This is a genomic window from Lactiplantibacillus fabifermentans DSM 21115, from assembly GCF_000498955.2.
GTDB classification, from domain to species: Bacteria; Bacillota; Bacilli; order Lactobacillales; family Lactobacillaceae; genus Lactiplantibacillus; species Lactiplantibacillus fabifermentans.
Genome location: NZ_AYGX02000054.1, coordinates 1 through 13,830 on the forward strand (window position 1 = coordinate 1; position 13,830 = coordinate 13,830).

The 13,830-nt window shown below is 40.8% G+C and carries 20 protein-coding genes and 2 tRNA genes; 5 read left to right on the plus strand and 17 right to left on the minus strand.

The annotated features are described in order from the left end of the window. Positions 1-36: 36 nt before the first annotated feature. A complete protein-coding gene (locus tag DY78_RS04750) occupies positions 37-336 on the minus strand; it encodes a DUF1093 domain-containing protein (RefSeq protein WP_051385184.1) in 300 nt (99 codons plus the stop codon). A 254-nt stretch (positions 337-590) separates the two neighbouring features. On the opposite strand from DY78_RS04750, the gene DY78_RS04755 reads away from it, so the two are divergent. Further along, positions 591-1,439: a polysaccharide deacetylase family protein gene (locus tag DY78_RS04755; RefSeq protein ID WP_029778789.1), complete on the plus strand. Its 849-nt coding sequence runs from the start codon at positions 591-593 to the stop codon at positions 1,437-1,439. A gap of 253 nt (positions 1,440-1,692) precedes the next feature. Here the strand turns inward: DY78_RS04755 and DY78_RS04760 are convergent, their stop codons facing one another. The 4 genes from DY78_RS04760 to DY78_RS04775 all read right to left on the minus strand — a co-directional run bounded on the left by DY78_RS04760 (position 1,693) and on the right by DY78_RS04775 (position 3,227). Further along, positions 1,693-1,896, minus strand: a complete 204-nt coding sequence (locus DY78_RS04760; protein ID WP_024623854.1) for a hypothetical protein — start codon at positions 1,894-1,896, stop codon at positions 1,693-1,695. A 164-nt stretch (positions 1,897-2,060) separates the two neighbouring features. Next, positions 2,061-2,480, minus strand: a complete 420-nt coding sequence (locus tag DY78_RS04765) for a hypothetical protein (protein WP_156093463.1) — start codon at positions 2,478-2,480, stop codon at positions 2,061-2,063. Between the two features lie 421 nt (positions 2,481-2,901). Further along, positions 2,902-2,974, minus strand: a tRNA-Glu gene (locus DY78_RS04770). Between the two features lie 46 nt (positions 2,975-3,020). Next, positions 3,021-3,227 (minus strand): hypothetical protein, encoded by a 207-nt coding sequence (locus tag DY78_RS04775; protein ID WP_024623852.1) that lies wholly within the window; start codon positions 3,225-3,227, stop codon positions 3,021-3,023. A gap of 206 nt (positions 3,228-3,433) precedes the next feature. Here DY78_RS04775 and DY78_RS04780 point away from each other — a divergent pair. The 4 genes from DY78_RS04780 to DY78_RS04795 all read left to right on the plus strand — a co-directional run bounded on the left by DY78_RS04780 (position 3,434) and on the right by DY78_RS04795 (position 4,698). Next, a tRNA-Gln gene (locus DY78_RS04780) sits at positions 3,434-3,506 on the plus strand. A gap of 145 nt (positions 3,507-3,651) precedes the next feature. Then, on the plus strand, positions 3,652-3,921 hold the full coding sequence (locus tag DY78_RS04785) for a hypothetical protein (protein ID WP_024623851.1): 270 nt from the start codon (positions 3,652-3,654) through the stop codon (positions 3,919-3,921). A gap of 248 nt (positions 3,922-4,169) precedes the next feature. Then, positions 4,170-4,400 carry a hypothetical protein gene (locus DY78_RS04790; RefSeq protein WP_024623850.1) on the plus strand — a complete coding sequence of 77 codons (231 nt, stop codon included), beginning with the start codon at positions 4,170-4,172 and terminating at the stop codon, positions 4,398-4,400. A gap of 25 nt (positions 4,401-4,425) precedes the next feature. Next, positions 4,426-4,698, plus strand: a complete 273-nt coding sequence (locus tag DY78_RS04795; protein ID WP_024623849.1) for a hypothetical protein — start codon at positions 4,426-4,428, stop codon at positions 4,696-4,698. A gap of 728 nt (positions 4,699-5,426) precedes the next feature. Here DY78_RS04795 and DY78_RS04800 read toward each other — a convergent pair. From DY78_RS04800 to DY78_RS16775, 12 genes are all read right to left on the minus strand, one after another. Beyond that, positions 5,427-5,900 carry a MarR family winged helix-turn-helix transcriptional regulator gene (locus DY78_RS04800; protein WP_029778787.1) on the minus strand — a complete coding sequence of 158 codons (474 nt, stop codon included), beginning with the start codon at positions 5,898-5,900 and terminating at the stop codon, positions 5,427-5,429. 72 nt (positions 5,901-5,972) lie between these two features. Then, on the minus strand, positions 5,973-7,946 hold the full coding sequence (locus tag DY78_RS04805; protein WP_024623847.1) for a coiled-coil domain-containing protein: 1,974 nt from the start codon (positions 7,944-7,946) through the stop codon (positions 5,973-5,975). 102 nt (positions 7,947-8,048) lie between these two features. Beyond that, positions 8,049-10,859: a MucBP domain-containing protein gene (locus DY78_RS15735; RefSeq protein ID WP_024623846.1), complete on the minus strand. Its 2,811-nt coding sequence runs from the start codon at positions 10,857-10,859 to the stop codon at positions 8,049-8,051. Between the two features lie 163 nt (positions 10,860-11,022). Then, on the minus strand, positions 11,023-11,154 hold the full coding sequence (locus DY78_RS16740; protein ID WP_021338355.1) for a hypothetical protein: 132 nt from the start codon (positions 11,152-11,154) through the stop codon (positions 11,023-11,025). Between the two features lie 47 nt (positions 11,155-11,201). After that, the gene (locus DY78_RS16745) at positions 11,202-11,333 is read right to left on the minus strand and encodes a hypothetical protein (protein WP_082230292.1); all 132 of its coding nucleotides are present in this window, start codon (positions 11,331-11,333) and stop codon (positions 11,202-11,204) included. 43 nt (positions 11,334-11,376) lie between these two features. After that, positions 11,377-11,517, minus strand: coding sequence for a hypothetical protein (locus DY78_RS16030; protein ID WP_156093465.1), 141 nt, complete (start codon positions 11,515-11,517; stop codon positions 11,377-11,379). 48 nt (positions 11,518-11,565) lie between these two features. Continuing rightward, complete coding sequence (locus DY78_RS16750) at positions 11,566-11,697, minus strand: hypothetical protein (RefSeq protein WP_080466494.1); 132 nt, start codon at positions 11,695-11,697, stop codon at positions 11,566-11,568. A gap of 39 nt (positions 11,698-11,736) precedes the next feature. Further along, a complete protein-coding gene (locus DY78_RS16755; protein ID WP_268872497.1) occupies positions 11,737-11,868 on the minus strand; it encodes a hypothetical protein in 132 nt (43 codons plus the stop codon). 46 nt (positions 11,869-11,914) lie between these two features. Next, complete coding sequence (locus tag DY78_RS16760; RefSeq protein WP_156093466.1) at positions 11,915-12,046, minus strand: hypothetical protein; 132 nt, start codon at positions 12,044-12,046, stop codon at positions 11,915-11,917. Positions 12,047-12,094: 48 nt separating this feature from the next. Next, positions 12,095-12,226 carry a hypothetical protein gene (locus tag DY78_RS16765; protein ID WP_156093467.1) on the minus strand — a complete coding sequence of 44 codons (132 nt, stop codon included), beginning with the start codon at positions 12,224-12,226 and terminating at the stop codon, positions 12,095-12,097. A gap of 267 nt (positions 12,227-12,493) precedes the next feature. Then, positions 12,494-12,625 (minus strand): hypothetical protein, encoded by a 132-nt coding sequence (locus DY78_RS16770; RefSeq protein ID WP_156093467.1) that lies wholly within the window; start codon positions 12,623-12,625, stop codon positions 12,494-12,496. Between the two features lie 243 nt (positions 12,626-12,868). Continuing rightward, positions 12,869-13,000 carry a hypothetical protein gene (locus tag DY78_RS16775; RefSeq protein ID WP_156093469.1) on the minus strand — a complete coding sequence of 44 codons (132 nt, stop codon included), beginning with the start codon at positions 12,998-13,000 and terminating at the stop codon, positions 12,869-12,871. Positions 13,001-13,830: the final 830 nt, after the last annotated feature.

Below are 13,830 nucleotides of genomic sequence, written 5' to 3' on the forward strand. Positions count from 1 at the left end.
CTGATCTTTTTTGTCCGAACAGCGTTCGGATTAATTTTACAATCTACCATTTAACTTTAAGCGGTGTTGGGCGTTAAATGTCAGCCAACGTTTCTCCCCATTCGCATTGACCGTTTGCAGGCGATAGACATATTCATCTTCACCCGCACCACCGGTAAATTTCCGCACCACTTTATCTGTTTTGGCATAGACCGTCGTGACTTTCACTAAAGGATTGACATTATCCAACGCCATTGCCAATTCAGTCCCCTTATCTTTGGTCAGTGCGCTGGAACCAAATAATACCCCAACGCCTACCGCTACAATTAATACTAACCCCAATAATAATTTTTTCATGCTTGTATCCCCCTGCAAGTATTTAATTTGTTATTACCCTATGAGGATAGCAAGTACACACCCACCTGACTAGACCAATCAACAGATTCTTAATCACTTTTGGTAAATGATAATAAACCCAACGTTTTCTTAATGGGTTATTATATAAACATTCGTCAATTCAATTAAAAAATAATTATATTCGTAGAACCATTACTGCAATCGCCCCTTAAGTTAGTTATGATGAAAGTAGATCCACAAGGGGGAGTTTTAATATGTTCAAAAATCATCAGCGCATCTGGGTGCTGACGGTGTTGCTCGGGCTTTTTTTCTTAACCGGTTGTAGCAGTACCAAGCCCAGCAGTAATACATCCAGTAGCAGTAGTAGCGCTAAAACTAGCCGCAAAGCGACTAGCAGCAGTAGCAGTTCGACTAAAAAAGCCAGTCATTATGCGAACTGGCACCATGTGGCCGAAGTCAAAATTCCGATTTTGATGTATCACAGTATTTCTAGCGGTAATAGCTTGCGGGTTCCAGCCAAAGAATTTAAAGCTGAGATGCACTATTTAAAGCAACACCATTATTACACGCTCACGGCTAAAGAAGCGGTCTACGCGTTCAAGCATCACCGCTTACCACAAAAGAAAGTCGTTTGGATTACGCTGGATGACAGCTATAAAGATAACCTCACTAAAGCGTTACCGATTTTAAAAGAGTATCAGCTCCACGCGACTATCAACTTTATTACTGGTTTCACGAAGAAGAGTAATCATTTGAATTTAGCTGAAGCGAAAAAAATGGTGTCCACCGGTAACATCGATTTTCAAAGTCACACGGTCCGTCATTTAGATTTAAACGAATTAACTTATCAACAACAATTCGCCGAACTCAATGATTCGAAAAAATGGCTCGATAAAAATCTCCACCAAAATACCGCCGTAATTTGTTACCCAGCTGGCCGCGCTAATAAACAAACCATCAAGGCCGCCAAAGCCGCTGGTTACAGTTACGCCCTCTCCACCAGCGAAGGTATCGCCACTAGTAAGGAAAATCCTTACAACTTAACCCGTCAACGCGTGGTTCCTGGGATGTCTCTACAAGGATTCGCATCGTTATTAAAATAATCACATTTCAACACCAATCTTTGCGTGTCAAACTGATTGGTGTTTTTTTGTTTACTCCACTCAAGCTACGCTAATTTTTTCCTAATTGATTCACAATCAACTTTCGAGTGTGACAAAAAAAGATATTCTCAAGGCCGGCGCCTCTTAGAATATCTTTTAGCGTTAACTAGTTTACGCACTAATTACTTACCAACTTACTTTAACAAAACAATCGGTATAACTTTTACTAAATGATAGCAGCAAACTTGACGATTTAGCCGTATTTGGGTATTTCACCTTTATCAGCGTCGTCAATTACGGCAACATCCTTTGGCCTGTTTACTATATGCGTATGTCCTTCAATATCAATTTCGTAATCCTTATCAACGCCGACTTCTTCCCGAATCTTTTGAATATCATTTTCAGTTAAACCATCTAGGGCTTTGAGTAAATTATGCTCAAAATCAGCAGTCCTCATGTTTATCACCTCGCTCTAATCAGTCACAGCTACTTTTACATTTAACAGCCTATCCGAATTTTTAACGCAATAAATAATTTTTGCAGCAGTTGTTATATGTGGGAAATTTTGTTTTTCCATCAAGAAACGCTCCTCACGTTTCATTGGATAATACCCAATCAATTTTACGACCTTAATACTTGGCAACGTTCTACATATAAAGTTGATTTTTTCCCTGGGCTACATTTTTCACTCACACGATACTTTTTGGCAACGATTGGCCATAATTTTTTATATAATTTTACAATATTATCATCCGTTAGGTCTAACACATTATCTTCAGACAATAATAGCGTTGCACTAAGCACCGCAGTCTCTATTCCCTTATTTTCACGATCTCGCTGCCAATAGACAACGTTACCAACGTTGTCCCAAAAGTACATTCCAGCGCCAGCCCAATACCCATCTTCTTCTGACACATATAATCTATTATAACCACTTACAAACGACTGCACAGTGGTGGTAATCTGCCTTGATGAATTAACATGGTAAACAAGTATCCGATAACCCAACTCCATATTTCCCATCCTCAAAGAATCAGCCATTCATAAAATTCTTGCTTGATAACCAGAATAAAACTTATTGGCATTGCTGACTTTTTTAGTCAGACATACCTGACATGGCTATATTATAACGTGTTATTCAAATTAACACTGTATATATTGCGTGTTGATTGTGTAAAAAAGTCCACCCGCTAAATCTCTCAACAAGTTCTTTAATTTCCAACACCACACGCTTAGGTTACTAATGACATCAGCTTTCGACCTTTTTCAACCAGCTAACTTATTAGCATGTTCAGTTTAAAACCTTAATACATCAATAAAGGTTAGCACTTCCACCATTTTTTCTAAACCAGCAAATCGCATATTGTATTTATTTAGCCTTTATTTAGAACTATAAAAAGCGTTGAAACGGCTTTTTATTGCCATTTCAACGCTCCTTTATTTGTACCGAAAATACCATTTATCACCCGCACGGGGATCGAACCCGTAACTCCGCCTTGAGAGGGCGACGTCTTAACCAATTTGACCAGCGGGCACAAATTCACTTATCATCTTACCGAATTATAAGGTCGATGTCAATTATCATTTATGGCGTAAACGCAGTATCGTCACGACTACGAGGGCGATAAATAAGCCTAAACAGTAAATCACGCTACACCAAAAAACGAAAGTCAGTAAAGTCGGTAAAACAAAACTACGCATCACCGCTAAACCGACTGCAGTAACCGCCCACATAATCAACTGCTGACGCAAATGATTGAATAATTGGGTTAACTCTTTAACTGTCAAAATAACTCCTCCTACCTTAAAGACTTCCTTTTTTACAGTCTGCAAGTTTTCAATCCGAAAAGCAAGCTGTCCCGACTCGGACTGGTATCCATTAGTAATCTGAATTAGGACGCCGTGTCGCAATAATGCCTGATAAGAACTAATCGTAAAATTAGCCAGATGCTTGACATCACCGGCGTAGACAGTTAATATTGAATAGTTGTTATTGGGTATTCGCCAAATTGGTAAGGCAGCGGACTCTGAATCCGTAATTTACTGGTTCGAGCCCAGTATACCCAATATTTATTTCTAGCTATTATTACTGACTAACGAGTCGAGTTAATAATGGCTTTTTTATTAGTTTCAAACGCTATCACTCCTCCCCCGTCAAGCAGCTCGTTATTTATATCTCATCAATTGTTGGCATTACAAAGGAGGTTCCACGATGCTAGTAAGCGTGCAGCGTCAAGGCAATACTAATATTTTCCCGATTCCTAAAGATATCCAGGTACCCGTCGACGCTAAGTATCATGTCTATCAAGATACAGACGGTTGCATTGTTTATGTACCAATAAAAAAAGATCATTATGATATATGGGCAGATTCAACGCTAAATGGCCTTGACTTTGAAGCGTTACGCCAACAAGAACTGGCTGACTTAGGTTATGACCCCCGTAAAATCACGCCGGTTGGCAGCGAAAAAACGAAGGCCTAATTTTGATTGTGATTAATACTGACTACCAAACACGTTGCTATATGCGTCGCACCGACCGAGTCTGAACACAATGTTTGTAAACCTGAACAATTTTCAAAAAGAAAACGTCTCCAATTCAATTTGTAAAACAATAAGGCTTTACGCCACTCCACAAGGGACTATAATAGATAGTGTAGCGTCAAAAGTGCTCTCATAACATGAGGGCGAGTACAAAATTAGGTGTCACCTAGGTCAAAACAAAGGAGATAATGTTTTTGGTTTATAAAGATGTTTTTGGTATCGACCATGATGATTGTCACATTGTGCAAACGCGTCACGAGTTCAACCGGATTTTCATTATTGAAAACGAAGTCGGATCGCGATTCACATGCATCAAGAAAGATGCCCCATTGGAAAAGAAAATGTCTGGTCATTGGAAGTACGCCAAAGCTAGTGACGCACCGAAAAATTATGCGGTACCTTATAAAGCAAAGAACTAATTAAACTAGCGAAAAGAGGATCGAGATGCGACTTTACAAACCGTTAGCCAAACACGATGGCCGGGTGTCCCGCTCAACTAGTCGGCACACAAACCCGTTTTACGGGTCACATGGCGCCGATTGGTTAAAAGATGGTGATGGTTCGTTATACAACGCGCAACATGAACATAGCAACCATAAACTACATGTGGAACATCAAGTCAGTCACGTCACATTTAATGTGATGTGGTCAATTGTAGCGATTATCGTGATGTTAGTTGGGGGCTTTATTGTCTTCTCGTTGGCAATCAATTTCTAATCAAAACTGCCACTCACAATTCAAAAAAGACGGTCAAGATTTTATCCAAAAATCTGACCGTCTTTTTTGGGCCTATTTTCCCCACCAACGGCCGTTTTAGCAGTTAATAATCGACAATAATCGACAATACCACATCCATCACCAAAGGCTGCTATGCGGGTATTAGCCCCCACTGATGCCATCTTGGTTGTAGTTATTGGAGGTTACGCTGCTTTTAGCCAAATAACCAACCGTTTAACGCACCCGCACCAGCCGACGTTAAAACAAACCGGCTCCACTTCGACAGATTCACACGTCAACTGACACAAAATGCAAGTTTAATCGACCGATGACTCAAATGACGTGAGTATTTAAACGGCCAACGTTTAATACATGATATCATTCATTTAAAATAAGCTGACCACTTCCACAACCTTAGCGACTAACCAAATTGTGCGAGGCCGTTTTCATCTTAAACACAATCTAGCTGCCAGTTGACCGTAATGGGAGCCGCCATGCGGGTGGCGTTAACGGGATTGGGCTTTTCCCGTTAACACCACGGACGCCTTTTGAGACTTGGTTTTCAGGCTCAAAAGCGAGGTCCAAGACCGCTCCTCAGGCTTGGACCGGTCCCCATAGCGGCTGGAATTACGGTCAACTGGCAGCGGCAACAATGAATCATAATATAAACTACTCACAAAACACAAAAAACGCACTGCTCAGTATCAAACTAAGCAAGTGCGTTTTAATTACCCCTTGATTTCTTTAGTATCAACGAGAACTTTGTTAACCATTTTCAACTCGTCAGTCAATTCTGACATGCGAATCCGGCCAAATTCTTCTAAGAATTTGTCTAACCGTCCTTCGTTCACCTTTTCAATCGAGTGAGCTACGGATTCTCCTTTTGGTGTTAAGGTTAAATACCGGTACCGGCGATCATAGGAGTCGATTTTCAAAACAATCAAGTCATTATTAATAAGGTACGTCAATTTCCGTGAAATGGCTGATGATGACACGTGGCGATCAGCAGCTAATTCTTTAACGGTGATGCGATGGTCCGAACTGTGGTCAAGATAATATAAAATTAAAAATTGTTCAAACGAAATATCTGCATCCTCGACCATGGTTTGGATAATCTCACGCAAATGGCTCTCGAGCCATGACATCCCAACAAGAAGTTTGTCAAACAATTCCTCATCGCTGTACTTTGCCTTTTTTTCCATAGTATCAGCTTTCAATTCTTCCAACCCCATTTGATCGTCGTGTTCAGGTGGACTATATTCACGACTCCGTGTTTATGCACGGTCAGCAGATGGCATTACGGTGATTTCAAGATCACGCGTCATTTGCTTTTCAATAGCTTTTTGAACATCGACGTCCGTTGCAACAATTGAAGTTAACGGACTGTTACCAGCCACGATGGCTTTAACTTGGGCGTTGTCCAAATCAGCACTCGAGACAATTGGTAAGACGTGGAAGTTTTCGTTCGTGTGTTTCAAAGCTTCCGCGAATAATGGTGTATCCACACCTAATAATAAGACGCTGTTTTGTTGCTTCATTACAGAATCTAACCACCATACGAGTAATTGTTCTTCGGAATGGAAGACGTTCGTAATGGCTTCGTCTTTATTAACTAATTGAATCGATAATTCATGTTCGTTACCGTATTGTTTGATCATAGCAACTGAATGGTCCGGACGATAGAAGTTTTCTAACGTTACTTGGGCATTGTTGTTGCGGTCAAGATATTGGGTAACTGATAAGAACCCAGCAGCATCATAAACGTCACGACGCGTCGCAATCGAACCATTGAAGTAAGTGATGTACCAGATGGCACCATCTTTACGATACTTCAAGTCCATGATTAAGTTGCCGCCATCATCAGCGATGGAAACAATTTGTTGGTCGCCGTTACGCTTGTATTGCCAGTTAGGATTGCTTGGTAATTCAGGCTTAGTCTTAGCAACTTCGCCGGGAACCTTTTCTTGGATCGTGTAGTACATGTTGTAAAGGCCAGTATCTTTAGAAACTAAGCCCTCTTCATGGTAGCTCTTCCAAATGTTAGGCAAACTATCGTTGTAGTTAATCGTGATAACACTAGCGTTATCCTTAACTTCATCGTTAAGTAAGCCCATGACCATTTGCATTGAAGCTTGTTCGTCAGCTGATAATGATTGAATTAAATCATTGCTGAAGAGGAAGTAATGGGCAGATTGATCAAACTCAACTGGTGAGATCAAATGGGTCGTCCCATAATCTGACTTCAACTTACCATCGATGCCGGCAATCTTTTCATCCATGGCTTGAACGGTCTTTTCATTGCGGTCATAGTCATGTTGCAAACGATTAATCTTTTGATTAATTAAGTTTAAGGCCCGATCTTGTTCATCCTTGGCACTCTTCGTCTTGCGATCGTAAGCAACCAAAGCATCTTGCGCGGTATGTAACGCCTTTTCTGCGGAAGTAATTGCGTGTTCCTTATTAGAACGTTGGCGAGTTTCCGACTGTTCCCGTTTTTGTAGTTTCACGAGTTCACTGTTGATTGCGTCACTCTTAGAATACAAGTCTTGAGCTTGCTTTTCTTGTTGCTTCATCAAGACAAATAACTTCTTCAAGTCTTGTTCGCCTTGGATAGCGGCCCGCATGTCAGCTTCGTTCTTCCGTAAATCAGCTAAGGATTGTTCGGACTTCGTGATCTTTTGTTGTAATGAATTTAACGTTTGGTCACTCTTGGCTAACGTTGACTTAGCGTCATTGTAAGTCTTTTGTTCCGTCGTAATCTTAGCAACCATGGCTTGACGTTCGTTGTCATCAGTCGTCACAACTTTGTCTTGCTTTTCAAGACTTTGTTTAGCGTCATTTAATTGTTGACGTAACGTCGCTTGTTCGGCAACTAAGCTTTCGCGTTGTTGATTTTCGTGCTTTCGATCTTGAACCAATTGAACTTTAAGTTCGCCACGGAGAACTTCATACTTCTTGTTAAGTTCTGCCATTTCGTTTTCGATAGCCGCACTGTCTTTAGCAGACTTTTGGCTAGCGCGACGTTGGCTGACCCGGTTTTGACCTTTAATTGGAGTCACGTTCGAGGCAGCTGCGCTACTGCTCCCTACCGGCCGTGAGCTTTGAGACCGGGGGCTAGGACTAGTACTACTTTGGGTGGCTTTTGGCTTGGGCTTCTGAGCGGCAACGGTCGAGGTAGCCGTTGCGCGATCAGAATGACTCGCAAAATCCTCATTCTTATCTTTGCGCTTTAAACTGAACATCTTCATAATGCAACTCCTCCATAAAACTTGATTGTTTGCTCAAAGAGTGGAAAGGTCAGCAGACCGACCTTTCCATCCGTTCAGCAAATAATCAAGCCTAATAAATAATTAAGCTTCGTGCTTGCGACGTTTTGAAGCGCCAAAGTACAATGCTGAACCCATCAATAATGTGCTTAAACCTAATACAGCTAAAGCAGTTCCGTTTTCTTCGTCAGTTTGTGGCAAAGTATCTTTAGAACTAGTTGTCGTTGTAGTAGTTGTAACTGGCTTCAAGGTTGTCGCTGCCGTAGCAGGAACAACACCGGAAGTACCGTTAGATACAAGATCATCAGCAGCCGCGGCCGTAGTCGTTGAGCCAGTTGAAGTTTCAGTACCGGTAGCAGGTGCTGTCGTTGCGGCAGTCGTTGTGTTACCAGTGTTGATTACGTCGCCACCAGGTTCAGTCGTTGCAGCCGTGGTAGGTGCCGTGGTTGGTGCAACTGTAGGTGCAGTCGTTGGTGCGGTCGTAGGAGCAACCGTTGGCGCAGTCGTTGGTGCGACTGTCGGTGCAGTTGTTGGTGCGGTCGTAGGAGCAACTGTAGGTGCAGTTGTTGGTGCCGTAGTTGGTGCGGTTGTAGGAGCCGTAGTTGGCGCCGTGGTAGTCCCGCCACCGTTCTTGGTGTATACCAAGGTAATCGTGTTACCAGCGTAGTTGATCGTTCCGGCAATGTTATCACCAGTTGAATGATCGTACGTGTACCCAGCAATGTCAGGAGTACCTACAGTGTAAGCATCGCCAACCTTGTGAGTTGTTACGCTGGATGCCTTGATAGTATTACCATCAGCATCAACATAGTTAATTGTCAAGTTAGCTTCTGCTTGGGCAGGAGTAGAAACGGCGTATACAAAGTTGATAACTTTGTTGCCATCTACAGTACCTGAAGTAGCATCACCATTCGTTGACTTATAAGTGTAGCCAGCGATGGTTGGTGCAGTTTCACTGTAAGCATCACCGTTCTTGTAAGTAGTAGTCTTGGCAGTCTTAATAACATTACCTGCTTCATCTACATAGTTTACAGTAACAGTTGATTCTTCAACTGGCGTAGCATTCTTCGTATAAACCAAAGTTACAGTAGTGCCATCCTTAGAAATGGTACCAGTTAAGGCATCACCAGTTGAATGGTCGTAAGTGTAACCATCGATATCAGGAGTTGTAACAGTGTAATCACTGCCAACCGTTGATGAAGTTACGTCAGAATCTTTGATCTTGTTGCCGTCAGCGTCAACATAGTTGATGGTTAAATCAGCATTGTCTTCAACTGGCGTCGTAACAGCTTTGTAAACGAAGGTAACTTGGTTTACACCGCTTGCTAACGTACCCGCAGCAACATTACCAGTTTGAACCGCGCCGTCGCCAATCTTGTAACCAACGTATTCATAAGTCGTACCGTCAGTTGCCGTCAAAGTAGGAGCAGCGACTGAGTAAGTCCCACCAGCTTGAGTGAAGGTGCCATCAGCACCTTGTTCGAAGTCTTGGTCCTTAGCTAACGTATTACCGTTTTCGTCTTGGTAAGAAACATTTAAGGCTGTGTTTTCAACGTAGAATAAATCAATTTCGTTATCTGCAGCAGTTTCGCTAACAGTACCGCTTAAATCTTTATTGCTAGTTAAGAACGTATAGCCATCTAAGGTTGCTTCAGTAACAGTATAAGCTGAACCAACAGTAGCAGTCTTAGTGGCCCCACCATCAACGGCTTTAACATTAGGCGTGCCGTCAGCATTCATACCAGTAACAACATAATACTTAACTGTGACATCAGCCGTTTTATCAGCCGGTGTGGTCGTTGTTGTATCAGTAGTTACAGTAGTGGTATAGTTCCAGCCAACCCGGCTACTACCAGCAGCTGTATCCCAAACTGCATTAGGCGCATCTTCAATGTACAACCCTTGAGATACTGCAGAACTAGCTGCCGTATAAGTGTAGTTCAAAACAACTTCAGTGTTATCGCCAATCATTGCATAAGTAATTGGCACTAACCCAGCTTCGTTGTTATCGGTGACAGTTGTAGTCGTACCACCAATAGTATAAGAATCTAACGTCCACTTACCAGAAGTTGAAGGCGCATTACTCTTAATACTGAATTGACCATTAGCATCCGTCCAGTTGATATCAGTATTCTTATCCAAAGTTACCGTAACTGCATAACTTTTACCAGCTTCAGCGGTGAAATTAGTCCCACTAACAGCGGTTGAATCAGTAGCAGCAATCGCATTGCTCTTACCGATTGAACCAGCACCACTAGTTACTTCTGAAGTAGCATTGCTTGCAGCATCGCTTGTTGAGGCGTCACTAGTTGAAGCATCAGAAGTGATATTTACACTAGCATCACTAGATACCGTAACACTAGCATCAGAACTTGGTGATGTTACCGTTGGGGCAGTTTGATCAGTTGTTGCTGAAGTAGCAGCAACTGTCGTATCTTCAGCAACTGCCATTGCCCGAGTAGCTTTAGCAGTTGTGGCAGTCGATGCTGAAGTTGCGTTTGATGCAACGTCACTTGATGCAGCTGAACTGGTAGGCGTTGCCGTCGAAACAGTTGCAGCTGAAGCTTGTGAAGTACCTTGTGATGATTGTGAAGCTTCTGAAGTACCCTGTGAAGCAGTAGAAGTTGAACTAGTTGCAGAAGCAGCTGATACTGAACTGGTACCAGCAGATGCAGTTGAAGCAGATGCTTGTGAACTGCCTTGTGATGCAACTTGTTCGGTTTGTTGAGTACCACTGGTTTGAGTGGTATCAGCTGACGCATTAGTGTTGGCAAATACGAGGCCAGCAGCTAAAGCTAACGTCGTAGCCCCAGCGTAAACCCACTTTTTGCCATCTTTATACATCTTTACCCGGTAAACTGAATCGCCGGTCATTTTTTGATTGTCTTTTGACATTTCGGATATCCTCCCCGGACACATTTAACGAAATACCCCAATTACGAAAATGATGGGTGACACAATCATGCCAACCCACCATCTTCGTCACGACTATTCCCGTGTAGTGTCTAATACACCATTATTTTATTATCAGGTGCTTAGCTTTAAAGACTGCGATTAACTAGCCTTTGATTGCGGCAATAACGTTTAAGATAAAGCTGTGCAAGCCACCAAAGATGTCGTTTGAAACACTTGATGTGTATGATGATGTGTGCGTACCTGGTAAAATGTGAAAATCATTGAAGAAACTCATGGTTGTAATCTCCCTTTAATATATCAGTATTTGTTTTGAACGATTGACTAGCCTTTGAAAGCTGCGATCAAGTTCAAGATAAAGCTGTGTAACCCACCAAAGATGTCGTTTGAAACACTTGAAGTGTATGATGAAGTATGGGTACCTGGTAATACGTGAAAATCATTGAAAAAACTCATGATTGTATCCTCCCTGGATATAAGTAATTGGCTTAATTAATTTTTATGAGAACAAGCTCTTGATTGCTGGAATCAAGTTCAAGATGAATGAATGGAATCCACCAAAAATGTCATTTGAAACGCTTGAAGTATATGATGAAGTATGTGTACCTGGTAAAATATGAAAATCGCTAAAGAAACTCATAATTTGTATCTCCCCGTATTTAAAAATTAATGTTTTAAAGTAATTAGATTACTTTTTGAATGCTGCGATCAAGTTCAAAACGAATGAGTGGAAACCACCGAAGATATCGTTTGAAACGCTTGATGTGTATGATGAAGTATGCGTACCTGGTAAGATATGAAAATCATTGAAGAAACTCATGTTTGTTGCCTCCCCTACAAATTATTTTTTAAGAAGTGATTACTTCTTGAATGCTGCGATTAAGTTCAAAACGAATGAGTGGAAACCACCAAAGATATCGTTTGAAACACTTGAAGTGTATGATGAAGTATGCGTACCTGGTAAGATATGAAAATCACTGAAGAAACTCATGGATGTTGCCTCCCTTATAAATTAATTAGTTGATTAGAAGTAATAATTACTTCTTGAATGCAGCGATAACGTTCAAGACAAATGAGTGGAAACCACCGAAGATGTCATTTGAAACGCTTGAGGTGTATGAAGAAGTGTGAGTACCTGGTAAGATATGGAAACTATTGAAGAAACTCATGTTTGTTGCCTCCTGGCTAATTAATTGAATTTTATTGATGACCTAAAATTACTTTTTAAATGCGGCGATCAAGTTTAAAACGAATGAGTGGAAACCACCAAAGATATCGTTTGAAACGCTTGATGTGTATGATGAAGTATGGGTACCTGGTAATACGTGAAAATCAGTAAAGAAACTCATAATTAAATCCTCCCTTATAAAGTTATTAATTTCAAATTACATTGAAATTTGAATCGGTACTTGCTAATAGGCTTCACTCAGTCGGTCCGACCAACTTTCAAGCGTCCTGATGTTGAACGCTTGCGCTCGTCAATAGTGAATGAAGTTCAAGGATTATGTTCAATGGGGTGTTAAATAATTAAACCCCATATCTATATATTCCCTCATTAGCTGAATAATATCAAGACATTAATTGATTAATTAGGTAATTAATTTAATTATTTGACATTATTTTTTGAAAGCGGCGATCAAGTTTAAAACGAATGAGTGGAAACCACCGAAGATATCGTTTGAAACACTTGATGTGTATGATGAAGTGTGGGTACCTGGTAATACGTGAAAATCAGTAAAGAAACTCATAATTGAATCCTCCCCTCATAATTAGTTAACGGTTAATCTTGATTAGCCTTTGAATGCAGCAATCACATTAAGTACGAATTGATAGAAAGTACCTAATGGTTGGTTGCTAACAGAGCTTGTGTAAGAAGCAGTGTGCGTACCTGGTAAGATGTGGAAATTAGTAAACCAACTCATAATTGATAGCCCCCTTTTGATTGAATTATTTAACTGCCTAGCAAGCTAGGCTTGGTTAAAAAGTTAAAACTAGTTCTTAAAAGCAGCGATAACGTTAAGTACGAATTGGTAGAAAGTACCTAATGGTTGGTTGCTTACTGAACTAGTGTATGATGCGGTGTGCGTCCCTGGTAAAATGTGGAAATTAGTGAAAAAACTCATAATAGATATCCTCCCCAGATATTGAAATCCTAAGTAACAAAATGTTAGATCAGCCATGAAAAAGTTTTCGCTTTTGATGGTTAGATTACTGAACTATTTAAATCGCCTAGTCGCTTTAACATGCCACGTAATTCCCATTGATGAAGTGGTAATCCGCTGGTTAACCGCATGTGATCAGCCCCCTATTTAATCCAAGTAGCCTTCACATATTAGCCAAACAATAAACACAATATTAATAAACTGTTTTCATCATTCAGTGTGTATGTGAAACAAGTAACCTTGTTTACGGTTAAATATTAACCAAACAGAGGTACTTGCGTCAATGAAATGACTAATATTTGAATAAATTTAGCCCAATATCAGATTCAGACCTCAAATGTGCATAGTATGCAACAATTAGCGCATTAACCAACGATTCCCGTCATACTAGGGTTAGTAACCGTTTAAGGGGGCTAATCAATTTGACTTGACACCCCATAACAGCGCTTTAACCCTTGGTACGTCAATATTTACACATTCCCTTTTTTTGTTAATTTTCCCGTTAGTTAAATGGCTTACCTAACCATTTTATCCCCGTTATTCCTTGAAAAGTACCCCTAAAATGACCCATTTTCAACGATGAAAAAGGCACAAAACCGCCCCTATTTTTGACGTCAAAAGTTCCGATAACGCTTACTAATTCCTAGTATCGCCGACTCACGTTTACCGCTTGTACAAATTTCAGTAAAAAAAGAACGTGCCAATATTAATAATTGGTACGTTCTATTTAATAATTCATGGTAGATTGTAAAATTAATCCGAACGCTGTTCGGACAAAAAAGATCAGCTTC